Source organism: Aliivibrio sp. S10_S31 (assembly GCF_014694495.1).
Lineage (GTDB): Bacteria > Pseudomonadota > Gammaproteobacteria > Enterobacterales > Vibrionaceae > Aliivibrio > Aliivibrio fischeri.
This window is the reverse complement of the sequence record NZ_JAAUWR010000017.1, coordinates 42,402-65,720: the sequence shown is the minus strand read 5'-3', so window position 1 is coordinate 65,720 and position 23,319 is coordinate 42,402. Positions and strand designations below refer to the sequence as shown.

Genomic DNA, 23,319 nt, shown 5'->3' with positions numbered 1-23,319 from the left:
CTAATGTGGAAATAAAAGTGGAAATGGAAATTTGAGGTGAGTTTTTTGTGATGTGAGTTGGATTTTAATGGGAAGTGGGGAGAAAAGTGGAAATGGAAATAAAAAAGCCCCCGATGTTGTATCGAGGGCTATTGCTAATAATTGGAATTAGTCGTTGTTAGTCGAACCAGTCCAAGTCATGTTAAAGTTGATGTCACTAAGTGCAGAACTCCAGTCATTAGATACCTTACCCATGATGCTGTAGGTTTCATTTGCATTTAATGTGTAGTTGTCGTTCATGCCAAATAGGAATGAGATGACAGCGTTTGGTGTTCCATCTTCTTCTGCGGTAAAGCATGAAGAGTACCCTAATTGGTTTCCGTGCCATCCATTAACGTCATCTAAAGAAATTGAGTCTGATGTCACGATGAATTTTTCGAAAATAGGACTATCACCATCAAAACCTTCGAATAAACCGTCACAACTTACGCCATTAATCCAAACTTTAATGTAATCGTGACTGTTTCCTGAGCTATTTTCTGCTGTGTTCATTTGCAGCGATGTTGATTTTAGTACGTATTCACCATCTTGCTGACCAGGCCAGTATAGAGGTGCATCACGTAACTCTGGACCGTCACTTGATTTAACATTAATGCGTTTTTCTGCATCTGTTTTTTCTGCAAAGAATGTTTTAGTTTCATGCTCAACTTGGCCTTGTTCTTCCATAGAGAAGAGAACTGATTTAGAACCAATTGAGATTTCATCCATTGGTGCATTTGTATCGTCATTAATTGAAACAGTGAAAGTTTCTGTTAGTTCCTCACCATTTTCTATAAATGTAAATGTAGCAACAAGGTTGTTATTTTCATCAATAACATAAGTGCCATTATCATCCTGTGGAACAGTTTCTTCAGAACATGTATTGCTATTACTTGGTGAGCGATTATTACTTAATGCAATGCCATCTTCAAAACGATACGTATCACACCAAACTCGTGAGTAATCATTACTATCATCGCCGTCGCCATCATTGTTACCACGCTCTAAAACATACCAATTCTTGTTTTCAAGAGGGTGAGTTCCTGCTGGTGGTGGTGTTATTTCATCTGCTGGGAGAACATTTGGTAGATTCAGTAATACCATTTCTGATTCAATGTCATTGTCTTCGCCACCAGAGAAATTGATGCCTTGAGCTAGGTATAGAACAACCCCATTAGTTACTTGAGTTGGAGTACCTACTAATGTAACTAAACCACTTTGATCAACTGTTACGTTAACGCCATTAATTGGATTTGATGCTGGTGCGTTGTCGTGTTCTGCATAATTAGCATAATATTGAACGTCACCATTTACAGCTGAATCAAATAGTTCACTGATATTTAGTGTTTGGTTAAATTCATTACCAACTTTTAATTGCCATGCCGTTGTTTTTGCTTGTAATTCTGCTTTAACATTTGTATCGATGGCGATTTCACCAGCTTCAATTGCTGGTAATGTGAAGCTTGCAGGAGTAGAAGCAAGTCGAGTTGCAGGGTGACCGTCATCAGCAATAATAGTAAATGCTAATTCACCTAAATTCTTAGGTTGAGGTATACCCGAAATGGTCATTTCACCAGTGTTTTTATTAAACTTAGAAGTTAGACCTGGTACAACAGAGTTGATGTTAGTTGTATAAGTTAAAGCATCCCCCTCACGGTCACTGAATAAGCCATCAACAGAGAATGTTTGTGAAAATGCAGCACCTTGTTGCATTTTCCAAGAATCAACAAGAGTTTGGATGTTCGTTTGGGTGTCCGTATCTACAACAGGTGCTGAGTTTTGTAGCTCAACTTTAAATGAGAATGTTGTGCTTAGTGTATTTAATACTTCAGAGTTTGCCGTTGCTTTATCTTCGGCTTTTAATGTGATGGTGTAGATGTCTTGAGTAGGTTGTAGGTTATTAGTTGATAATGTCAGTGTTTCGCCTACTAAATTAGCTGTAATTTCACCTTTACCATTAATTTCAGCTACTGCTTGTACGTTAGTTTGTACGTTGTCGTATTTATCTTGGAATAGAGCAGCAGGAATAGTAATCGTCGTGTTTAGAGATTGACCTTCAGTGATAGCTAATGCACTAATTTCTTTTTGAATGGCAATTTTAGCGTCTTCGTTTACTAATAATTTGTAGTTCGAGACAACAGGAGCTGTTGGTGCTGAAGGGTTAATGACAGGCTTCTGATTTAATAAATCATCTGAACCCATCGTTTCATCAGTTACAATCTTTTCAGACTCTTCTTGAGCAACAGCTGCAATCTCAGCTGAATTTTGCTCATAAGCAGTAGGGTTTTTTGCTTTTGATTCTGTCAGGATTTGTGCTGTTTTGTGTAGCTTAGCACTTTCTAAATTTGTCTTTGAATCTTTTACGAAATCAGAGAATAGGTCAATAGGCTGTTCATCTGTACCGCCAAGTGCTGCTGTTACAGCTGCGATCGCAGCTTCTTCACTTACTGGATTTTCAGCCGTGCCTTTTGCCATTTCGATAGCAACAAGATCGGTTAGTGGAGAAATTACTGCTGTTTTATCTTCAGCGGAAACAGGTGCACGGAATACAACAGCATTTGCCATTGGTTGACCTTCATGATCCATATCTGTTGTGTATGTATTCATGAAGTCAGAGTAAGAATCAGCAGCTGGGCTTAGTGCTGCTAGCTTTGCCGCAAGCGCCTTGTCTGTATCGCCAGGTTTTAGCGTTTTAAGGGCCAGAGATCCTTGGAACTCTGTTCCTTTTGGTAGAGTGATTTTACCATCGGCTTTAGTTAGACCAAATACAGTATCAACGTTAACGTCTAAAATGCCATCGTTGTTTACATCATCAAACACAACCGCATTCTTAAAGTAGCCATCAAAACCAGTAATAATAATACCGCCAGCTGAAGGTGTACCAGTATTGGTATCTGAACCACCATCAGAACCGCCACAACCTACTAACGCTAGTGCCACTGACGCTGCTAATAAACTTACCTTTTTCATTCTGTCTCAATCCTTTTTGATGAGGGTAGCCTTTCCCTCAATAAGTGTTTATTTATTTGTAAAACTCAAAAGTGCGACACTTTTACGCCGGTTCAAAAAACAAAACAAGACACGGAAAATAGGAAAAAAACCGTAAAATTTATTTTATTTTTTTATCAATAGCACTATTGGTTTTTTGGAATGAATCACTCATATTTCGCACCCAAAAATACATCTAGGGACGAAAAATGAAAAAAATATACTGGTTAGGTTTATTGCCGTGTTTTGCAATGGCGCATGAGGGAGACAAAAACTATGGGTATTCTTACTTTACGTTTGGTTTAGAGAACGTAACGTATCAAGAATATTATGGTGGAACACAATCTAAAGTGACGATCACAAACCCTGTTTTGAACAGTGGTGGCTTGTATTACATTAACGATAAGTTTGATTTTTCTATTGATGCCTTAGCTTCATTTTCTCCTCAAAGTGCGCAAGAAGATTGGAAGTATTATGATCAATTAATGCAAACCAATAAGTTTGAATATTTAAAAACGGCGACCAACATTCAACTGCACTACAAACTTACTGATGAGTGGCGAGTTATCGGTGGTCCGGCACTTACTTACCAAACGTATACTCGCTACGGTATGAGAAACCATAATGGGTTCACCAATAAAGCGTTTTATGGCACATGGGAAGAAACCTCGACCGATATTTTTGTTGATTTGGGTGTGGCTTACGATAATGGCTTACTATTTAGTGATAATAAATGGAAAGTGAGCGGACGTGCTGTATTAGGTGTACCGATCTATAGCGTAACTCAAAATACTAAGTTTGAAGATAATACATTTAATGATTTTGGGATGAGAGCATCAATCGAAGGGACCATTAGTTACGAAGTAATGAAAGGGTTACACCTTGGTTGGTATGCGATGCTAGGTTATGAGAAACGTTTTGAGACAGACAAGCAAGCGGTGCTAGTTGAAACGTGCGTCACCATGGTTGATGGTGTTTGTACAGAGCGCGAAACCAAAAATGGCTATGCAACGCTGCCAGAGGCAGATACTCATACATTCAGTACCGGTCTACAGGCACTCTGGAGTTTTTAGCCTATCATAGGCCAAACAAAAAAGAGCGACGCATTTCGCTCTTTTTTTTGTTTTATCACTATGATTTTTAACTTAAATTTGGTGCGTGATAGATTAAGTTAACTTTAAACTCTTCTACTAAATGAGCGTATTCTGGTTTGGGTTTTAAAATGTAGCTATAGATCCCCCCATCAACAAACTCATCATAAGGTGAGTAATCTAAGTCAAGGTACGCATAGCGTTTACCATTATCTGGATTAATTCTTTCTTCGCATTCTAGTGGGTCAATATAGTTAGGAGCCATAGAGCTCGACGTTATACTTATGCCACTTGCTCCTTGACCACCTATGGTTGAGCTTTGATAAAAAGCGACTACAAAATCACACGTCATGTTATGCGTATCTGAATGAATATTGAGATCAGAATCTAGCTCGAACCAGTTTGGATTAACCAACCTAGAATCCATCATATACATTCCCGCTGTGCCTTTAATGTAGTTTCCTTGTTTGTCTGTAGGGAAGAAATATTCAAATTTTTCCATTTGATAAGGGGTTTGCCCAGTAACGACATTTAAACGAGACTCCATTGTTCGTTTATTTTTTAATATTGTGTAGGTCTCAAACTCTTTTCCATTATGAATTGTGGTAAGTAGGCTTTCACCTTTATTAAAACTAGATTCATAGGAATGCAGTATTTTCCAACGTTGCTCTGCATCAAAAGCCGAATAGCTGCTTGTTACAACAAGGTGCTTGTCATCAATGGCATAGGTACCGACTTCGGATAGCGACTCTTCTGTAGGGCAGGCTCTTTTATTGGTTGAAGCCGCATAATAAGCGAGGTTATTAATGAACTTAAATGCCTCACAATAAACAATTTCGTAATCATAGTTATGGCCAGCAAAATGATTTGTTGTTTCTAACCGATAAAGGGTATGCCCAATTAATGGATGTTCAACACTTGAGTTTGATTCTTCTGTCGAGGGTAAATCAAAGCTCACATGAGTCCATGCACTTTCTTTATTTCCATGATAGTCATCTTTTGCTGAAATAATGAATTGAGTTGGTTTATCATTTTCGATAGGAGAACCAACTAAGGTTAGCTCGCCTCTATTGATTAAAGAAAGTCCTGGATAAGAGAAGCGAACTCTCGTGGTAATAAAGTCATGCTCCTCATCATAAAAAAGACCGTTGATATTAAATGAATAATTTACCGGTGTGGATTGCGTTAAATTCCACGCATACATCATGGTCTGTAACTGCTGCTGTATGTCGTTATCCACTCTGGGTTTTTGGTTGCCAGCACTTCCTACTTTTTGAGTCGAGCTCAATTGTGGGAGGCTTTGTACTTTATCTACGTTATATTCTAAATCAGTTTCACTATCTTCTTGAGGTGATGTTTTTTGGGTATTTATTTTCTCTGAATACTCCGTAGTTTCATCATTATCTCGTTCCTTTTTTTGCACTGTATTTAACTGTGTTTTTTCTTTATGAAAGCTAGATAAAAATGCTTCACGAGATGGTGTGTTTTGTATTTTTGGTAATGGAATTGGTTCTGCTATCACGGCATGTTCGGATGGTGATGAAATAGCAGAGCGTAGCCAAAAACCACTTAAAGCAATAGTACTTATTGATAATAGAATGAGTGCTTTTTTTTTCATTAGTAATTACATCATACGAGTTTGAAGCCAGCTGCGAGAGAATTTTAAATCTTTCTCTATTAGGCTTGAGCTGCATTCTAAAAGTTGGCAAATCTCATTGTTTTTCATGCCCATAAGGTATTTTAACTTTAGGGCATTGGATTGGCGGGGATAGCGCACACTAAAGTTATCAAGTGCTTTATCCATAATGATCAATTGTTCAAATTTATCATTATCATCTTGAATTGAGGTTAACGCCTGACGTTTTTGAGCTTGTTGCGAACGGGCATTGTCGATCAAGATTTGGCGCATCACTTTGGTGGCCATTAAAAAGAAATCGCGTTTGGTTTTTACATCACTTAGCTCTGAGTTTGAAAGCTTAAGGTAAGCGTCGTGAATCAAAGCCGTTGTGCTATTTACGCTGTCAGTCAGAACATCGTTATGTTGGCCGAATTTTTCAGCGTTACGTTTTCGCTCTTCTTGAGCGATATGTCTGAGCTGTAAATAAGCGAATTGATATAACTGGTTTTCAGCTTGTTTATTTCCTGCTTGCCAATCTTGAATAATGCGAGTCAGTTCTGTTGTTGTTTTCATGACTAATTCCGTTATATTTTGCTAAATTCAGAGACAGAAAATGTATCCATAGTTTCAATACCATTTGGCTGGCGTTGAAGTGTTTGTTGGTAGCGATAGAGAACCCCTTGCTTCCAATCTCTACCTGCGGGTAAATACTCCCATGTTGTGTGTTGAACCTGATTTCCGTTGAGATACCAACGAACCAATAGGTTCATTTGCTCTAGTCGAGCGTTATTATCTTTATTGTTTACCCACCACATATCGGCGTAGTCTTTCGTCACATTCAATGTGTACTGTTCTTCATTTTTTGAGCAGGTTTTACCTGTTTTTGGGTGCTTAAGAACTTGATGATTTTTGACTAATAAACAGTGTTTTTCGATTTTTTGACCGTGATATTGCGTTTGTTGCCATATGCCTTCAAAAGGGATTTTTTCTTCTTTATCTATCGGATAAATAAAAGTAATTTGTTCACCTCTATTTTGATGACGTACGTGTTCGTTAGGACCTAACCCTTGAATCTTCTCCATCATTAATTCAGTTTCAGGATCAAAATTCATCGCAATGGTTCGGTATTTCCAGTCACCTTCGTCGTTATAATCGTCTAACGTAAAACCATTAAGATCATTACGAGTGCAACCTGTTGCTGCACATCCGATCATTCCACCAAAGCCTTCAAATTCAGAGATAGGGCTTTTGTTTGCAATCACTGGGTGACTGGTATCTAACTCACAGCCATTAAAGTAGTCACCAGCACTTGGGTATTGGATAAGGTGAGTATTTGTCACCGTGTATTCCATATTGCCAAAAGAAGGACGATACCTTGGGTGATGGTGATATTTAATGTCGTAAGCACACATTCGACCTTGCCAGTCTTTTTTCTTAATGATGATGTGTTTTAGGTGTTTATTGACTGGCTCATAAATAATGTCATCGGAAGTGAAATTATCTTCGATGTATTGCTGGCTTAGATTTAAGTGCTCAACGGCTTCTTTTACTGAAACGAGATCAATATTTAGTTCTTTAGAAGAACTGTCTAATACATTGAGATCGATTTGCTTGAGTCGCTGCTGAAAATCTACGTTAGAAAGCATTTTACTTGCTAGGGTGATTTCATCTCGGTTATTTGGTGAACTATCAAGAGAGAGCAATAACCGAGTTAGGTTAATGCTTTTACTTGGTGTAGTGGTGGCTAACGTTGGGGTAACCACCTCTTGGCCCGATAATGTACTAATAAGATAACCATTTTCATCAGTACCTAAGAAAAAACGCACGACATCACCAGTTCGATACTCAAAAGCGCCTTTATTTGTCGTTCCTGACAGTTGTGAGCTTGTTTGGTAATAAAGACCAGTAACTGGCGAGTCGATGAAATATCCCGTTTTTATTTCTGCATGAGCAACAGAAGGAGTACCTAGAAATAGCATCAATAAAAGGGCTGAAAACGGTTTGCTTTTCATATTATGAATGTCCTTTTCTAAACGAGAATTTAATTATTATTGGTGAAATGATGAGTCGTTAATTTCTGTTTTGTTGGGATTGGCGTCATCATGGCCAATAACATTCGCTGTTTTATATGTGCTGGTAAATCTGGATTAGATAAAATTCGGCGACGAGTAAGCTCTAACATCGAGTTGATCGATGCTTGAGAGACGCTTGACCCTTTTGAGTGAAACAGTAATTGCGTCACTTCATACATCATATTTTCAGCAACGATTTTTTCTTGCTCTAACTGATGATTTTTAAGTGCTAATAAACTTGAAAATGCGATCCCTGTAATCATTAATAATGCACATAAAAATGAAGGAATAGGTTTACGTTTTAATAGGCACGTTAATGTATAGCATGGACGATGCTGCTTTAAGCTAATTGGACGAGACGCGATAACCGCTTCGATATCTAATCGCAGCTCTAAAACCGAGTGATAGCGTTTATCTAATGATTCTTGCATCGCTTTCGTTTGGATGCAGTGAATATCATCATTTTCATTTGTTACTGGAAATAGCAAATGTAAGATCTTTCCGAGTGAAAAAATATCACTCTGTTGCGTAAGAAACCCACCTGATTTCTGTTCAGGACTCGCAAATTGTTCACTAAAGGCAAGCACGCCTTGTTGAGGCTCAATCGTGCTCCCTTTTACTTTTTGTGTAAGGTTAAAGTCGATTAATTTGGGAGAGTGTTGCTTATCAATCAATATGTTTTCAGGTTTAAGATCGGCATGAAGTACATTGTGCTGATGTGCGTGTTCAAGTGCCTTACAAACTTGACTAAATAGATGTAATTTTTGTGTCTTGGATAGTTCATGCGTCACTAAAAAATCGTTAAGCGTTGAACCAATCACTTTTTCCATTACGACATAAACAAGATTTTGGTGTTCACCGCCATCGAATACTTTTGCAATGTAAGGGTGATTTAAACGGGCTAAAAGTTGAGCTTCTTCAAATAGCGCTCTTTTATCGAGTAGGTTGTTAAAACTTGGCTGAATAAACTTGATAGCCAACTCTTGCTCAAAAGTACCATTTGCTCGATGTGCAGAATAAACAACGCCCATTCCTCCACGACCTAACTCATCACGTAATTGATATTTATCAATCGTTTGATTGCTTAAATCCCAATCAAAATGACAAGTTTGTTGCGCGTGAAAGCCGAGCAGATCGGAAAAATGCTCTGATGGAGAAGAACCTAGTAACGCTGTGATCTCTTGATGGATTTCTGGTTGATTTTCTTTCAGTGTATCGAGCACTTTTTGTTGTTGTTCATCATCCAGATCTAACAAGTGATAAAAGATTTGTGTTGAAGAAGTACCTAGCAGCACGATGTTAATTTATAAAAATAATTTGTGCGTACTGTATAAGTTAATATTGAAAATGTGAATGAATATTCTCGATTTTAAGAAAGTTTAAATGGATTTTTTGATCTGAGTAGATGGAGGTTATTGATGTTTTTAATAATAAATTAATAATGATGATTATTATTACAAATAAGTAATAGTGATTTGCTTTTTACTAGGATAGTCATTTTTCAAATAAGGATTACACTTAGCGGTATAAATTAAGATACAGATGAAGAAGGTAATGATTATGGCTGAACACAACACTCCACAGTTTCAAGTTGGACAAACGTTTGAAAACCACCCTTTCCAAGAGGGCGACGGTGCGATGCTTGAACTATTTCGTAATGATTTACCTAATTTACTGTATGTTGGACTTAGCAATATTACCGCTGATGAACAAACACTATTAGGTCAAAGTGGTGCTCAATTAGGTTTAGTATCATCAGAGAAAGGCGGTTGCCTACTTGTTGTTAGTTTTGGTGATTTGGCTTTTGAAATGCAATTTAATTCATCAGCAATTCCAGATGAATATTTCTCTCTTTCTGAAAACAATACCTTATCTGTTTCTATGATTGCGGTAGATACAGCAACTAATTTGTTGTGTGCAATTCGTGAATTTACGTTACCAGAAGCATTAAGTCGTCAGTTTATTGAAGTAGCAAAAACACAACGTGAATTAGGTGATGTTAATGTGGTAAATATCGAGAATATGCACCTATTAAATTCATTAACACCTGAAGCTTTGCAAGAAAAAATGGAATTCCATCCATTACAAAGCGTGGTTGCTGCACCAACATGTGGTTGCGGTCACCATCATCATAACCACGCTCATTAAATTTAAATAGGTAACTAGGAAACTATTTAAAGGTGCGTGTGTCCTAACTGCACACGTTCCTTATTCTTATAGTTAACCAGTTGATGAAATCTGCGTTTTACAGACATGATTTTTTTAGATGGCCCCTCATTCTTGTGTGCTGGGTTATCTTTGTCTGTGCGGCAAACAATATTGGTTTATTAAGTTCGTGTTCTTTACCGCTGGATAGCTCAGTATCTGATACTGTGCAACAAGCATCGGAAACACAGCAAGACAAAAATGGATTAGGTGATAAGTGTGAATTATCGGAACATTTAATCCATTTCGAACAACATCAAGTTGGCGATCATGCGCTTATTGTGCAGATATTCACGGTTCTTCTCGTTATAGGGCTGTGTTTATCATTCGGCTATACCTCTTCATTTACTGAGCCTATTCTTCATAAAGGAAGGCGGGTTCACCTCAAGTTGTGTGTTTTTAGAGAATAAATAATCGAATGTTGTAACAACATTCGACGTATATTTATTTTTAAAGGAAACACAGATGCAAAAATCAGTAATGACAACACGTATGGTCCTATTTGGACTATTCGCGATGTTGTGCAGCGTATTTATATCCGTTGCCCAAGCCGAAACCCCAAATACTGGGTGGCTCAAAAACCAGAATCACACTCCGATTGAAACTCGCTTTGTTCTTACCGGGCAAATCAATAAAGTCGATCAAACCGTTGCCGGATTTCTAGAAGTTCGCTTAGCGGGTGATTGGAAAACGTATTGGAGAAGCCCTGGAGAAGGAGGTATTGCCCCGAGCATGACTTGGGAAGACTCTCAAAATATTCGCAGTATCGATTGGTATTGGCCATATCCGAAACGCTTCGATCTACTTGGTATTGAAACCTTAGGGTATAAGGGAAGTGTGATTTTCCCTATGACACTTCATATTGATGATCTTAATAAGCCGGTTACCTTTAAGGTTGATCTCACCCTGTCATCTTGCACCACTATTTGTGTACTGACTGACTACCCATTTGAACTTACATTCACTCCAGCTGATTTAACGCTTTCTAAAGAAGCGATGCACGTTTACGCCCAAGGGTTAAGTCAGGTTCCAAAAGAGTCTGCACTGATCAGTGATGTAAAAGCAGTGTGGGATGCCACAAAAATGCAGCTTCAGGTGACTGCAAGCAAAAAAATGGGATGGATAACGCCTGATGTTTTGGTAGATGGTCCGTCAGATGAAATGCAAGACGCTAATTTTTCTCGCCCAAAGATTGATGTAGATGGTAACAATATTACCGCAACATTTGATGTAAGTAGTTGGATGGGAACGCCGGATTTAACTGGTGAAAATATCAGTGTTACTTTAAAAGACAGTGAGTTTATAGCAGAGCAACCAGCAAGCATTAGTGATGGAATAATCACAAGTAGTAATGGATTGCAGTCTATTCTGAAAATGATCTTATTTGCTTTATTTGGTGGTTTAATTCTGAACGTAATGCCTTGTGTTTTCCCTGTATTGGGAATGAAGTTAAGCAGTGTTATTTCAGCTCAAGGTCTTGAGAAAAAACAGATTAAATTGCAGTTTTTAGCCTCTGCAAGTGGGATTGTTTTTTCTTTTTGGCTTCTGGCTTCGTTCTTAGTGGTACTTAAGTTATCAGGCAATGCAATTGGATGGGGCATTCAATTTCAGAGTGCGTGGTTTATTGGAATTATGACGCTTATTACGGCATTGTTTGGTGCCAATATGCTGAGCTTGTTTGAAATTCGATTATCCTCAAACACCAACACTTGGATCGCATCAAAAGGAAACAATTCGTACTTTGGTCATTTTATTCAAGGTATGTTTGCCACCTTACTTTCTACTCCTTGTTCCGCACCTTTCTTAGGTACTGCGGTTGCCTTTGCTTTAGCAACAAACATCCCAACCATGTATGGCATTTTTACTGCGTTAGCGCTTGGTATGGCTCTACCATGGATATTGGTTGCTCTCTTCCCATCCATTGCTCTTTCATTACCTAAACCCGGCCCATGGATGAGTAAGGTGAAGTATCTCTTTGGTGCAATGATGCTTATTACTAGCATTTGGTTGCTGAACTTACTTTCTAATCATCTATCAGAGCTTTGGATTTATGCCATTGCAGCAATTGCGGGTGGCGTAATCTTGCTGCGAACCGTTCAAGTTCATAGTAAGAAAGCGGCAGGGTGGTTAAGTATCTTATTTGCTATCGCATTTGGCTTTGGCACAGTGATAGACAGCATGACGTCAACGGACCTACTGCCTGAAGAGCCTAAATGGGTTCCGTTATCGAGTGAATCTATTCAGCAATATGTAGATGAAGGAAAAGTGGTCTTTGTTGATGTTACTGCTGATTGGTGTGTGACCTGTAAGGCAAACAAAATTGGTGTGTTGCTTCAAGAGCCAGTTTATAGCGAGTTAAACAGCGCGAATATTATTCCTATGCAGGGAGACTGGACGGTTCCGAGTGAAAAAATTACTTCTTACCTACAAGAGCATGGACGATTTGGAGTGCCATTTAATGTGGTTTATGGCCCAAGTGCGCCAAACGGCATCGAACTTCCTGTTATTTTGAATGAAAAAGTCGTTATGGATGCGATTAAAAAAGCAGGAAATAAACCGTAATGGGGAAAAGACAAAAAATGAAGCGCTGGGGTAAAGAGACACTAATTTACCTTCTGGTGATCATTATTTTTAGTTTTGCTGTTGATGCGTGGAGAACTAAAGATATGCCAGCGAATACTGCCCCTGCTCTTGCTGGAATAAGTACAACAGGTGAAGCGATCGATGTTATCGCTATGAGTCAAGAAAAGCCGGTGGTGGTGTATTTCTGGGCGACGTGGTGTGCAGCGTGTCGATTTGTAACGCCAACCATTAATTGGTTCAGTGATTCTTATCAAGTTGTTGGTGTGAGTACGAATTCTGGAGAGGACAGAAGAGTCTCTGGTTATATGAGATCTCACGATTACACTTTTAAAAATATGAATGATACGCGTGGCGATATTTCAAGAGAATGGGGCATTCAAGTGACCCCAACCATCGTCATTATTGATAAAGGCGAGATAAAAAACATCACCACGGGGATAACAACTCCGATGGGATTACTTGCTCGTTTATGGCTTATCTAAACGAATATATACGGACAATAAAAAATGAAATTTAAAACGAAATTCATCACAACACTGGTAATGGCATGCTTATTTTCTCCTCTTGCTTCTGCAATGACTCAATCGGAGAAAGTGGAAGATATTAATAAAATGCTTAAAGGCAACCCTACCATTATTGATAGCCTTCATGAGAGCTTGGCTATGTATATTGCTCAACAGGGTAAGTATGAAAAAACGTTGGCAGATTATCATGATTATATGTACAACAACCCAAATCTACCGTGGTTTGGTGCGAAAGATCCTAAATTAACTATTGTTGTATTAACGGATTTAAGTTGCCCTTGGTGTAAAAAATTAGACCCAGTATTAATGAAGTTGGTCGAAGAGCACCCTGATGATCTTAAAGTGATAAATATTTATGTACCACTTAAAGAGGGTTCAAATCCGGCTAACTCGGCAACCTTTGCCTTAAGAGTGTGGAAGGAAAGCCCAGACAAATTTAATAAGATCAGTGAGACCTTATTAAGTAAGCCGGGAATTCACAATATGCGCTCTATCATGAAGGTCGCAAAAGCGAATGATGCGGAAAAGTACGTATCAACGAATGACGAAGTTCAAGATATGGTAGCGAAGAACTACCAACTATTTACGGATTTAGGCGTGCGAGGAACACCAGCTATGTTGATCGATGGTCAACTTCTTCCGGGCTATTTACCTTATGAAAAATTAGCGCCCATGGTTGAAGCTAAAATCGCAGAACAGTCGGGTAAGTAATGTCACTCACTGCTTAATCGAGTTAAACATGATTCAATAAAACAAAAACGCCGCCAAGGTTAATTGGCGGCGTTTTTTATTTTTAAAACAGTCTAAAAATAGACTATCGCATCGTTACAAATTCTTCAGAACCCGTCGGGTGGATAGCCACAACGGCATCGAAATCAGCCTTAGTTGCGCCCATCTTCATTGCTACTGCAAAACCTTGGATCATTTCATCAACCGTGAAACCGATACCGTGTAGACCAACGACTTTCTCGTCTTCGCCTGCACATACTAGTTTCATCTTACAAGGTTGACGGTGCTTAGTGACCGCTGTGTACATTGCAGTAAAGCCTGATGTGTACACTTTCACGTTCTCTTTGCCGTATTGTTCGTCAGCTTCTTGCTCTGTTAAGCCAATCGTACCAATTGGTGGGTGGCTAAATACAACCGTAGGAACTAGATCGTAGTCCATTTTTGCATTGGTTTTGCCATTAAATAGACGCTCTGAAAGTTGACGACCTGCCTTAACCGCTACAGGAGTCAGCTCAATACCGCCTTCCATGATGTCACCAACACAGTAGATGCCTTTCACGTTTGTTTCTTGGTATTCATCCACTTTGATGTAACCGCGATCGTTCGTCGCAACACCGGTTTTATCAAGATTGATAGCATCCGTTGCTGGGTGACGACCGATAGCCCAAATTAGCGTATCAACGTTTTGTGTATTACCGTTTTCTAGGTGAAGCGTTAGGCTGCCGTCTGCTTCTTTAACTACTTCTTTTGGTACCGAGTGAGTATGAAGTGTTGGGCCTTCGGTATTCATTACTTCAACTAGCGTATCGATGATCATTGGGTCAAAGCTACGTAGTGGTGATTCTTTACGGCAGAATAGGTGAGTTTCTGTACCTAGAGAGTGAAGAACGCCTGCGATTTCTACAGCAATGTAACCTGCACCAATAACCGCAACGCGTTTTGGTTGCTCAGTCAGTTCAAAGAAACCATTTGAATCAATACCGTATTCTGCACCAGGGATATTTGGAATTGTTGGACGACCGCCAACGGCAATAAGAATATGATCTGCTGTGTAGTGCTCACCGTTTACTTCAACGGTTTTTGCATCAACAAATTTAGCAAAGCCTTTGATTACGTTTACTTTGTTATTACCAAGTACGCGATCGTAAGATTCATGAATACGACCAATGTAAGCTTGACGACTTTCAATCATCTTGTTCCATTTGAATTCTTTTAGCTCTACATCAAAGCCGTAATCTTCAGCGTATAGGTTAATGGCTTCAGCAACTTGAGCACCGTGCCACATTACTTTTTTAGGTACACACCCTACGTTTACACACGTACCGCCAAGATCTTGAGCTTCGATCAGTGCCACTTTTGCACCGTACATTGATGCACGGTTTGCTGATGCGATACCGCCTGAACCACCGCCGATACAGATATAATCAAAATGCGTAGTCATTACTTTCTCTCCAATAAGTGTTAACCAATTCTAATAATTATCTTCATCTAATTAATTACATTGGTATTAATTCTTTTTATTTACTATGTATGAAATGCGACCAAATTTTTCTTTTTCAAGGTCTACTAGGTTTCATGTCGCTTCGCTTGCAGGTTTCAGGAAAGAGATAAAACTGAGCAATGCTATCTGCTTTTCCTGAATCCTTTGAGGGAGCTTGCGACCGATCTGAACCCTTAGATCTTATTCCGGAACAATCCACTCTACTTTGAAGTGACCTGTTGCTGGTGCAATCGCTTCTTTTAAGAAAGGCAAAATATCGTTCATTTGGCTTTCTAGTTTCCAAGGTGGGTTAATTACGATCATGCCTGATGCTGTCATGCCGCGCTCGTTGGTATCTGGTGATACACCTAATTCAATTTGCAGAATGTTACGAATGTCTAATTTTTTTAATCCGTTGATCATATCGTCGATATCGTGACGATTTACCACCGGATACCAAATCGCATAAATACCCGTAGCCCAACGCTTATGACTTTGGCCAATAGCAGTAACAACATCGCGATATTCTTTTGCAAGCTCATAAGGTGGGTCGATTAAGACTAATCCTCTGCGCTCTTTTGGCGGAAGACTTGCTTTTAGTCGCGCAAAGCCGTCTTCTTTATAGATAGACACTTGGCGATCACGATGAAACTCTTGTTCAAGCAGTGGGTAATCTGAAGGGTGAAGTTCCGTTAGTACCATACGGTCTTGGCGACGCAAATGTGCGCGGCCAACACGAGGAGAACCCGGGTAGTAACGCAGCTCTTCGCCGTCATTTAAGGTTTTGATAGCATCAAGGTAGCTGGTGATTTCTTCTGGAAGATTCGCTTGCTCCCAGATACGTGCGATACCTTGTTTGTATTCACCTGTTTTTTCAGACCATTCATGCGTTAAGTCGTAACGGCCAACACCTGAGTGGGTGTCATGATAAACAAATGGTTTATCTTTTTGAGTTAATGAATTAAGGATAAGGCTTTGTACAATGTGTTTAACCACATCGGCATGGTTGCCTGCATGAAAACTGTGACGGTAACTTAACATGGATGAACTCTCACTATTGGAATGGGAATATTATACCCAAGTTTGTGGCTCAATGTGTGTACTCTTGCATCAGCCATTGAAATTTAGTCAATTAAGCACCATCTTATCTACATAGTGACATCAAATCGAATAAGAAATAAAAAGGAATGAATATGTCTAACCCGCTACTGACCTTCACTGATTTACCTCCATTTTCTCAAATTAAGCCTGAGCATATTCAGCCTGCTGTAGAACAAGCGATTGCTGATTGCCGTGCAAAAATTGAAGAAGTATTAGCTTCTGACGTAACTCCTAGCTGGGAAAGCATTATTGTTCCTTTAGCGGAAACGGATGATCGCCTTAGCCGTATTTGGTCGCCAGTAAGTCATTTAAATTCAGTAAAAAATAGCGAAGCATGGCGTGAAGCTTATGAAGCGTGTCTACCTGAGTTATCTGAATATGGCACTTGGGTTGGCCAACACAAAGGATTGTACGAAGCGTATAAATCCATTAAAGAGAGCGAGGCATTTGCAAGCCTATCTCAAGCCCAACAAAAAACCATCATTGATGAACTGCGTGATTTTGATTTATCAGGTATTGGTTTACCGGCTGATCAACAAAAGCGTTACGGCGAGATCAGTAAACGTAGCTCTGAGCTAAGCTCAAACTTCAGCAACAATGTGCTTGACGCTACTATGGGTTGGTCAAAACACATTACGGACGAAAAAGAGTTATCAGGTTTACCAGAGTCTGCAATGGCAGCAGCAAAAGCCGCGGCTGAAGCAAAAGAATTGGACGGTTGGCTACTTACGTTAGAAATGCCATCTTACTTACCTGTAATGACGTACTGTGATAACAAACCATTACGTAAAGAAATTTATGAAGCATTCGTGACTCGTGCATCAGATCGTGGTCCAAATGCAGGTAAGTGGGACAACAGCGCAATCATGGAAGAAGAATTACAACTTCGTCATGAAATCGCTCGTCTACTTGGTTTTGGTTCATACAGTGATAAATCATTGGCAACCAAAATGGCAGAAAGTCCAACTCAAGTACTTGGCTTTTTAAATGACCTAGCAACAAAAGCAAAACCTCAAGGTGAGCGTGAAGTTGAAGAGCTAAAAGCATTTGTAAAAGAAGAGTTTGGTATTGATGAGTTAGATCTGTGGGACATCACTTACTACTCTGAAAAATTAAAGCAAAAGCTGTATCAAATCTCGGATGAAGAGCTTCGCCCTTACTTCCCTGAATCAAAAGCCGTATCTGGTCTATTCGAAGTATTAAACCGTCTGTTTGGTATGACAGTGGTTGAGCGTGAAGGTGTGGATGTATGGCACGAATCAGTGCGTTTCTTTGATATCTTTGATTCAACGAACACACTACGTGGCAGCTTTTACCTTGATTTGTATGCTCGTGAACATAAGCGTGGTGGCGCATGGATGGATGAGTGTCGTGTACGTCGTTTGACTCAAGAAGGCGAACTACAGACTCCTGTTGCTTATCTAACCTGTAACTTTAATAAACCTGTCGGTGGCAAACCTGCACTGTTTACTCACGATGAAGTGGTGACGTTATTCCACGAATTTGGTCACGGTATCCATCACATGCTGACTCAAATTGATGTGGCTTCGGTATCAGGGATTAACGGTGTGCCTTGGGATGCAGTTGAGCTGCCAAGTCAGTTCTTAGAAAACTGGTGTTATGAAGAAGAGGCGTTAGCGTTTATCTCTGGTCATTACGAAACGGGTGAGCCGCTTCCTAAAGAGATGCTAGATAAAATGCTAGCAGCGAAAAACTTCCAATCAGCGATGTTTATTTTGCGTCAGTTAGAGTTTGGTTTGTTTGATTTTACGCTGCACACTAATTTTGACCCAGAGCTAGGCGGTCGAGTGCTGGAAACGCTAGCGGAAGTGAAAGCGAAAGTAGCGGTATTACCAAGCGTTGAGTGGAACCGTTTCTCTCACAGCTTTGGTCATATTTTTGCAGGCGGTTACAGTGCTGGCTATTACAGCTACTTATGGGCAGAAGTATTATCAGCAGATGCGTTCTCTCGTTTTGAAGAGGAAGGTATTTTTAATACCGAGACTGGCCAAAGTTTCTTAAATAATATTTTGGAAATGGGTGGCAGTGAAGAGCCGATGGAGTTGTTCAAGCGTTTCCGTGGTCGTGAGCCGCAAGTGGATGCGATGCTGCGTCACGCGGGAATTGGTAAATAAAACTATACGCTAGCGCTAACTAGAATCTAGACGCTTCGCTTCTATAAGAGCAGGAAATGGTCCGTATGGATAAGTAATTTATCCAGTTGCCGTTGTTCTGCTCTTATCGTTTCTAGACGCGAAGCTTTATAGTCAGCGATAGCGTATCGAGAAATTAAGCCCACTCAATCTCTTCATCAGCGTGTTTCTGACACTCTTCTTTTACCATCTCGATAAATTCCATGCCCGTTTTAGAACATGTCCATTTTTCATCAACATAAGAGAAGTGGAAGCCACCCGATTTTGAAGCTAACCAAATTTCGTGCATTGGTTCTTGTTTGTTAATGACGATTTGGCTGCGATTTTCAAACTCCAGCGTTAATACGTTTCCTGTGATAACAGGTTCAATATCAGCACCCGAATCATCAATCATATCTTCGAGTAATTGCAGTTTTTCATCGACTAGTTCGTGAAATTCAGTGTTATTCATCTTGTTTATCCTATTGCTTTTCTTGGCTGTGGTGCGATTATAGAGAGCATCAGTAGATATTAACACTAATGGTAAAATCTTATGCACAAAAGAGTGATGGCATTAATGCTATTGAGCCTTCTTACTTTAGCTGGTTGTGGCCAAACTGGTCCGTTGTACATGCCTGCAGATGAAGCACCACAAACAGAAGCGGCTGAGTAATAAATAATACCAATTCCATTAATTACCTGATCATTATTACTGGTTAAATCACCCAATAGCGGTGTTGAAAATTATTATTGTAGAATAACTACTTATAAGAATTTTTGCCTTGCTCTTAAGTGATTTTCCTGCGTAATAAATAGATCATCTAATTAGTTACATTGGTATAACTCTCGCGGATAAATCGATAAACAGAACAACGAAAACTAGACAAGGAAGACGACATTGGATTATTTCAATTATAAAGATGATGGACAACTTTGGGCGGAAGAGCTGCCTATTACACAGTTAGCTGAGCAATTCGGCACACCTTTATACGTGTATTCTCGTGCGACATTAGAGCGCCACTGGAAAGCATTTGATAACTCTGTAGGTAATCACCCTCATCTTGTGTGTTATGCCGTAAAAGCGAACTCAAATATCGGCGTGTTAAACGCACTTGCTCGTCTAGGTTCAGGGTTTGATATTGTTTCTCAAGGTGAATTAGAGCGTGTTGTTGCCGCAGGTGGCGATCCAACTAAGGTTGTTTTTTCTGGTGTAGGTAAAACGGCTGATGAAATGCGCCGTGCACTAGAGCTAAAAATTAAATGCTTTAATGTTGAATCAGAGCCAGAGCTTGAACGCCTAAATGCCGTTGCGGCTGAAATGGGGGTTATTGCGCCTATTTCTTTACGTATTAATCCAGATGTGGATGCAAAAACACACCCGTATATCTCTACAGGGTTGCGTGATAACAAATTTGGAATTGCGTTTGATCGTGCACCTGAAGTGTATAAATTTGCTCAAAGTCTGCCAAATTTAGATGTTCAAGGTATCGACTGTCATATTGGCTCTCAATTAACCGATATTGAACCGTTTATTGATGCAACGGATCGTCTGCTTGCGTTGATCGATGATTTAAAAGCACAAGGCGTCAATATTCGTCACCTTGATGTTGGTGGTGGTCTTGGTGTGGTTTATCGTGATGAATTACCGCCACAACCTTCTGAATATGCGACCGCGTTATTAGGCAGACTAGCGGAACATCAAGATTTAGAACTTATTTTTGAGCCGGGACGTGCTATTGCTGCAAATGCAGGTATCCTAGTTACTAAAGTTGAGTTTTTAAAACACACTGAGCATAAAAACTTTGCGATTATTGATGCGGCAATGAACGATTTAATGCGCCCTGCTCTTTATCAAGCGTGGCAAGATATCGTTCCTGTTGTACCTCGTGAAGGTGACGCTCAAAATTACGATCTTGTGGGCCCTATTTGTGAAACCGGTGATTTTCTTGGTAAAGATCGAGCATTGGTACTAGAAGCGAATGATTTACTGGCAGTTCGCTCATCAGGTGCTTATGGGTTTGTAATGTCATCCAACTATAATACACGTTGCCGAGCGGCAGAGATTATGGTGGATGGTGATGGCGTTCACCTTGTTCGTAAGCGTGAAGAGCTAAGCTCATTGTGGGAACTGGAAGCGATTTTACCCAACTAAAAATATTATTTAAGAGCAAGGTGCTAAGCATGCTTGCTCTTTTTTCAGCCAAGAAAGAAAACATACATAAGAAGAACAACTATGCACTTTCATTTTTCTAAAATGCACGGGCTAGGCAACGACTTTATGGTTGTTGACTGTCTGACACAGAATATTTTCTTTTCTCCAGACCTGATCCGTCGTTTGGCTGATCGCCATCGTGGTATTGGATTTGATCAGTTATTGGTGGTTGAAGCCCCTTATGATCCTGAAACGGATTTTCATTACCGAATTTTTAATGCTGACGGCTCGGAAGTAGAGCAGTGTGGTAATGGTGCACGTTGTTTCGCTCGATTTGTACGAATGAAAGGATTAACCAATAAAACCAGCATTTCGGTCAGTACTAAGAAAGGCAAAATGATTTTAAAAGTGGAAGATGATGATCAAATTACGGTGAACATGGGTGAGCCTGTATTTGAGCCAAATAAGATTCCATTTAAAGCAACGCAAGCTGAAAAAACCTATTTATTGCGTGTTGATGATAAAACCTTATTCAGTGGCGCAGTAAGCATGGGAAATCCTCACTGTGTGACCGTTGTCGATGATGTTGATGCTTATGATGTTGATAAGTATGGACCGTTAGTGGAAAGCCATGAACGCTTTCCTGAGCGTGTAAATGCCGGATTTATGCAAATCATCTCACCAAATGAAGTGAAATTACGCGTTTATGAACGTGGTGCTGGTGAAACTCAAGCTTGTGGTAGCGGTGCTTGTGGCGCGGTTGCTGTCGGTATTATGCAAGAATTATTGGGTGAAGAAGTGAAAGTGTCTTTACCTGGTGGTGATTTGCACATCGTATGGCAAGGACCAGGAAAACCCTTATTTATGACAGGCCCTGCAACACACGTATACGATGGTCAATTATCAATATGATTGAGAAGCAACAAGAATACATAGAGCCAACTGAGCTAACAGAAGATATTGTGGCTCAGTTTTTAACGGATCACCCTGATTTCTTTCAAAAACATCCTGAGTTATTGAATCGAATTAAGGTGGATACACCTGAGCGTGGGGTGGTTTCGTTAGTTGAGGTTCAGGTTAATAAATTGCGTGGTCGTATTGGTGAGTTAGAAGAAGAAATTACGCAATTGATGTCGTTAGCGGCACAAAATGATCGTTTGTTTCATGAGTTTTCAAGTATTCAAAAACAATTGTTATTGAGCGAAAATTTTTCTCAAGCTGTGGCTATTATTGAAAAAAAAGCCATTGAACTTAACTTAACCGCACATATTAAAATTGTTGAACATTCTCACCCTAAATATCATGTCGAGCAAAGTGCACTAGATAATTTTTTGAAGAAATTCTTGAATGGGCATTCCGCTTATTTAGGGCGATTACGTAAAACAGACCGCGATAGTCTTTTTGCGTATGGAGGGTTGGATTTATCAAGTTCTGATTTAGGCTCTTTTGCTATTTTACCTTTAGGTGCATCATCAAAGTCTATGGGTATCATTGCATTTGCTAGTCGTGATGGCGGACATTTCCAACCGAATATGGGCACACTGTTTTTAGAGCAATTAGTGAGTGTGTTTCATTATTTATTAACTCAATGGTCGAAGTTAGATAATGAGTGATGTTTTACCGGTTCAATTTTCAAAGCATCTTGATGCCTTTTATGAGTTCTTGCGCAATGAGAAAGGACTCAGTATCTATACCCAACGTAATTATAAACGTCAATTGACGACCATAGCGGAACAACTTGTTGAGCTAGGCGTTGAATCTTGGCAAGACGTTGATGCTGGATGGGTGAGACAAGTTACCAGTAAAGGAATGCGTGAAGGATTAAAAGCGAGCAGTTTATCTACGCGTTTATCTTCTCTACGTAGTTTCTTTGATTTTTTAGTCTTACGTAATGTGTTGACGGCTAACCCTGCTAAAGGGGTGTCTGCACCTCGTAAATCTCGTCCTTTGCCTAAAAATATTGATGTAGATGAGATGGGGCAATTACTTGAAGTAAACGAAGATGACCCATTGTCTATTCGTGATCGCGCTATCATGGAATTAATGTATGGTGCTGGTTTACGTTTGGCGGAATTGGTCAGCATTGATGTTCGTGATATTCAATTACGTCAAGGCGAATTACGTGTTATTGGTAAAGGCGATAAAGAGCGTAAAGTGCCATTTTCAGGTCAAGCGAAAGAGTGGTTAGGGCATTGGTTACGAGTGCGAAATCAATTAGCAAAACCCGAAGAAAAAGGATTGTTTGTTTCTAAGTTAGGTGTGCGTATTTCTCATCGAAATGTACAAAAACGCATGGCTGAATGGGGATTAAAACAAGGGGTAAATAGCCACATTAGCCCACATAAATTGCGTCACTCCTTTGCGACACATATGTTGGAATCCAGTGGTAATTTACGTGCGGTACAAGAACTGCTTGGGCACGAAAATATTTCTACTACTCAAATCTATACCCATTTAGATTTTCAACACCTTGCTCAAGCGTATGACCAAGCGCATCCTAGAGCGAAGAAAAAATAGGTTCGATTCGGATCAATTAAAAAAGCCAGAGAATTCTCTGGCTTTTTTAATTTATTGATTTTAAATGCAATTACAACGCTTTCAACTATTTGGCCTATGGTAGGCCAAA

The 23,319-nt window shown here is 39.6% G+C and carries 20 protein-coding genes; 12 read left to right on the top strand and 8 right to left on the bottom strand.

The annotated features are described in order from the left end of the window. Positions 1-147: 147 nt before the first annotated feature. Positions 148-2,988, bottom strand: a complete 2,841-nt coding sequence (locus HC728_RS14755) for a hypothetical protein (RefSeq protein ID WP_190395702.1) — start codon at positions 2,986-2,988, stop codon at positions 148-150. A gap of 227 nt (positions 2,989-3,215) precedes the next feature. Between HC728_RS14755 and HC728_RS14750 the strand changes: the two genes are divergently transcribed. Continuing rightward, on the top strand, positions 3,216-4,079 hold the full coding sequence (locus HC728_RS14750; protein WP_190395701.1) for a hypothetical protein: 864 nt from the start codon (positions 3,216-3,218) through the stop codon (positions 4,077-4,079). Positions 4,080-4,146: 67 nt separating this feature from the next. Here the strand turns inward: HC728_RS14750 and HC728_RS14745 are convergent, their stop codons facing one another. The 4 genes from HC728_RS14745 to HC728_RS14730 are packed head-to-tail and all read right to left on the bottom strand — an operon-like array spanning position 4,147 to position 9,082. Next, positions 4,147-5,715 (bottom strand): hypothetical protein, encoded by a 1,569-nt coding sequence (locus HC728_RS14745; protein WP_190395700.1) that lies wholly within the window; start codon positions 5,713-5,715, stop codon positions 4,147-4,149. 6 nt (positions 5,716-5,721) lie between these two features. Continuing rightward, positions 5,722-6,288: an ECF-type sigma factor gene (locus HC728_RS14740; protein ID WP_005421469.1), complete on the bottom strand. Its 567-nt coding sequence runs from the start codon at positions 6,286-6,288 to the stop codon at positions 5,722-5,724. 11 nt (positions 6,289-6,299) lie between these two features. Further along, a complete protein-coding gene (locus HC728_RS14735) occupies positions 6,300-7,727 on the bottom strand; it encodes a chromosome partitioning protein ParA (RefSeq protein ID WP_190395699.1) in 1,428 nt (475 codons plus the stop codon). 29 nt (positions 7,728-7,756) lie between these two features. Next, positions 7,757-9,082: a serine/threonine-protein kinase gene (locus HC728_RS14730; protein WP_065639780.1), complete on the bottom strand. Its 1,326-nt coding sequence runs from the start codon at positions 9,080-9,082 to the stop codon at positions 7,757-7,759. 265 nt (positions 9,083-9,347) lie between these two features. Between HC728_RS14730 and HC728_RS14725 the strand changes: the two genes are divergently transcribed. From HC728_RS14725 to HC728_RS14705, 5 genes are all read left to right on the top strand, one after another. Continuing rightward, positions 9,348-9,935, top strand: a complete 588-nt coding sequence (locus HC728_RS14725; protein WP_065597912.1) for a hypothetical protein — start codon at positions 9,348-9,350, stop codon at positions 9,933-9,935. A gap of 134 nt (positions 9,936-10,069) precedes the next feature. Then, positions 10,070-10,402: a copper resistance protein gene (locus HC728_RS14720; RefSeq protein ID WP_370539792.1), complete on the top strand. Its 333-nt coding sequence runs from the start codon at positions 10,070-10,072 to the stop codon at positions 10,400-10,402. 55 nt (positions 10,403-10,457) lie between these two features. Continuing rightward, positions 10,458-12,554, top strand: a complete 2,097-nt coding sequence (locus HC728_RS14715) for a protein-disulfide reductase DsbD (RefSeq protein WP_190395697.1) — start codon at positions 10,458-10,460, stop codon at positions 12,552-12,554. After that, the gene (locus HC728_RS14710) at positions 12,554-13,057 is read left to right on the top strand and encodes a protein disulfide oxidoreductase (RefSeq protein ID WP_190395696.1); all 504 of its coding nucleotides are present in this window, start codon (positions 12,554-12,556) and stop codon (positions 13,055-13,057) included. The genes HC728_RS14715 and HC728_RS14710 overlap by 1 nt, the downstream gene beginning before the upstream one ends. Before the next feature lie 24 nt (positions 13,058-13,081). Beyond that, complete coding sequence (locus HC728_RS14705) at positions 13,082-13,810, top strand: DsbA family protein (protein ID WP_190395695.1); 729 nt, start codon at positions 13,082-13,084, stop codon at positions 13,808-13,810. 103 nt (positions 13,811-13,913) lie between these two features. Here HC728_RS14705 and gorA read toward each other — a convergent pair whose 3' ends face one another. Both gorA and HC728_RS14695 read right to left on the bottom strand, forming a co-directional pair. After that, positions 13,914-15,269 carry a glutathione-disulfide reductase gene (gene gorA, locus HC728_RS14700; RefSeq protein ID WP_005421460.1) on the bottom strand — a complete coding sequence of 452 codons (1,356 nt, stop codon included), beginning with the start codon at positions 15,267-15,269 and terminating at the stop codon, positions 13,914-13,916. Between the two features lie 240 nt (positions 15,270-15,509). Next, positions 15,510-16,349, bottom strand: coding sequence for a 23S rRNA (adenine(2030)-N(6))-methyltransferase RlmJ (locus HC728_RS14695; RefSeq protein ID WP_005421459.1), 840 nt, complete (start codon positions 16,347-16,349; stop codon positions 15,510-15,512). Positions 16,350-16,501: 152 nt separating this feature from the next. On the opposite strand from HC728_RS14695, the gene prlC reads away from it, so the two are divergent. Then, positions 16,502-18,544, top strand: coding sequence for an oligopeptidase A (gene prlC / locus HC728_RS14690; RefSeq protein ID WP_065596325.1), 2,043 nt, complete (start codon positions 16,502-16,504; stop codon positions 18,542-18,544). Positions 18,545-18,698: 154 nt separating this feature from the next. On the opposite strand, the gene cyaY is transcribed toward prlC, so the two are convergent. Beyond that, on the bottom strand, positions 18,699-19,013 hold the full coding sequence (gene cyaY, locus HC728_RS14685) for an iron donor protein CyaY (protein ID WP_017018508.1): 315 nt from the start codon (positions 19,011-19,013) through the stop codon (positions 18,699-18,701). 81 nt (positions 19,014-19,094) lie between these two features. On the opposite strand from cyaY, the gene HC728_RS14680 reads away from it, so the two are divergent. The 5 genes from HC728_RS14680 (at position 19,095) to xerC (ending at position 23,210) form a co-directional block, all read left to right on the top strand. After that, positions 19,095-19,214, top strand: a complete 120-nt coding sequence (locus HC728_RS14680; RefSeq protein ID WP_005421451.1) for a lipoprotein — start codon at positions 19,095-19,097, stop codon at positions 19,212-19,214. A gap of 225 nt (positions 19,215-19,439) precedes the next feature. Next, positions 19,440-20,693 (top strand): diaminopimelate decarboxylase, encoded by a 1,254-nt coding sequence (lysA, locus tag HC728_RS14675; protein WP_065641780.1) that lies wholly within the window; start codon positions 19,440-19,442, stop codon positions 20,691-20,693. An 81-nt stretch (positions 20,694-20,774) separates the two neighbouring features. Further along, positions 20,775-21,605: a diaminopimelate epimerase gene (gene dapF / locus HC728_RS14670; RefSeq protein WP_005421448.1), complete on the top strand. Its 831-nt coding sequence runs from the start codon at positions 20,775-20,777 to the stop codon at positions 21,603-21,605. Next, positions 21,602-22,306: a DUF484 family protein gene (locus tag HC728_RS14665; protein ID WP_065641781.1), complete on the top strand. Its 705-nt coding sequence runs from the start codon at positions 21,602-21,604 to the stop codon at positions 22,304-22,306. The genes dapF and HC728_RS14665 overlap by 4 nt, the downstream gene beginning before the upstream one ends. Then, positions 22,299-23,210: a tyrosine recombinase XerC gene (gene xerC, locus HC728_RS14660; RefSeq protein ID WP_005421444.1), complete on the top strand. Its 912-nt coding sequence runs from the start codon at positions 22,299-22,301 to the stop codon at positions 23,208-23,210. The genes HC728_RS14665 and xerC overlap by 8 nt, the downstream gene beginning before the upstream one ends. Positions 23,211-23,319 lie beyond the last annotated feature (109 nt).

Excerpts from the sequence above, each read along its gene's own strand:
- gorA (WP_005421460.1), bottom strand. The coding sequence starts at position 15,269 with ATGACTACGCATTTTGATTATATCTGTATCGGCGGTGGTTCAGGCGGT.
- HC728_RS14745 (WP_190395700.1), bottom strand. The coding sequence starts at position 5,715 with ATGAAAAAAAAAGCACTCATTCTATTATCAATAAGTACTATTGCTTTA.
- HC728_RS14710 (WP_190395696.1), top strand. The coding sequence starts at position 12,554 with ATGGGGAAAAGACAAAAAATGAAGCGCTGGGGTAAAGAGACACTAATT.
- cyaY (WP_017018508.1), bottom strand. The coding sequence starts at position 19,013 with ATGAATAACACTGAATTTCACGAACTAGTCGATGAAAAACTGCAATTA.
- HC728_RS14750 (WP_190395701.1), top strand. The coding sequence starts at position 3,216 with ATGAAAAAAATATACTGGTTAGGTTTATTGCCGTGTTTTGCAATGGCG.
- HC728_RS14680 (WP_005421451.1), top strand. The coding sequence starts at position 19,095 with ATGCACAAAAGAGTGATGGCATTAATGCTATTGAGCCTTCTTACTTTA.
- dapF (WP_005421448.1), top strand. The coding sequence starts at position 20,775 with ATGCACTTTCATTTTTCTAAAATGCACGGGCTAGGCAACGACTTTATG.
- HC728_RS14740 (WP_005421469.1), bottom strand. The coding sequence starts at position 6,288 with ATGAAAACAACAACAGAACTGACTCGCATTATTCAAGATTGGCAAGCA.
- prlC (WP_065596325.1), top strand. The coding sequence starts at position 16,502 with ATGTCTAACCCGCTACTGACCTTCACTGATTTACCTCCATTTTCTCAA.
- HC728_RS14695 (WP_005421459.1), bottom strand. The coding sequence starts at position 16,349 with ATGTTAAGTTACCGTCACAGTTTTCATGCAGGCAACCATGCCGATGTG.
- HC728_RS14755 (WP_190395702.1), bottom strand. The coding sequence starts at position 2,988 with ATGAAAAAGGTAAGTTTATTAGCAGCGTCAGTGGCACTAGCGTTAGTA.
- HC728_RS14725 (WP_065597912.1), top strand. The coding sequence starts at position 9,348 with ATGGCTGAACACAACACTCCACAGTTTCAAGTTGGACAAACGTTTGAA.
- HC728_RS14665 (WP_065641781.1), top strand. The coding sequence starts at position 21,602 with ATGATTGAGAAGCAACAAGAATACATAGAGCCAACTGAGCTAACAGAA.
- HC728_RS14705 (WP_190395695.1), top strand. The coding sequence starts at position 13,082 with ATGAAATTTAAAACGAAATTCATCACAACACTGGTAATGGCATGCTTA.
- xerC (WP_005421444.1), top strand. The coding sequence starts at position 22,299 with ATGAGTGATGTTTTACCGGTTCAATTTTCAAAGCATCTTGATGCCTTT.
- HC728_RS14715 (WP_190395697.1), top strand. The coding sequence starts at position 10,458 with ATGCAAAAATCAGTAATGACAACACGTATGGTCCTATTTGGACTATTC.
- HC728_RS14735 (WP_190395699.1), bottom strand. The coding sequence starts at position 7,727 with ATGAAAAGCAAACCGTTTTCAGCCCTTTTATTGATGCTATTTCTAGGT.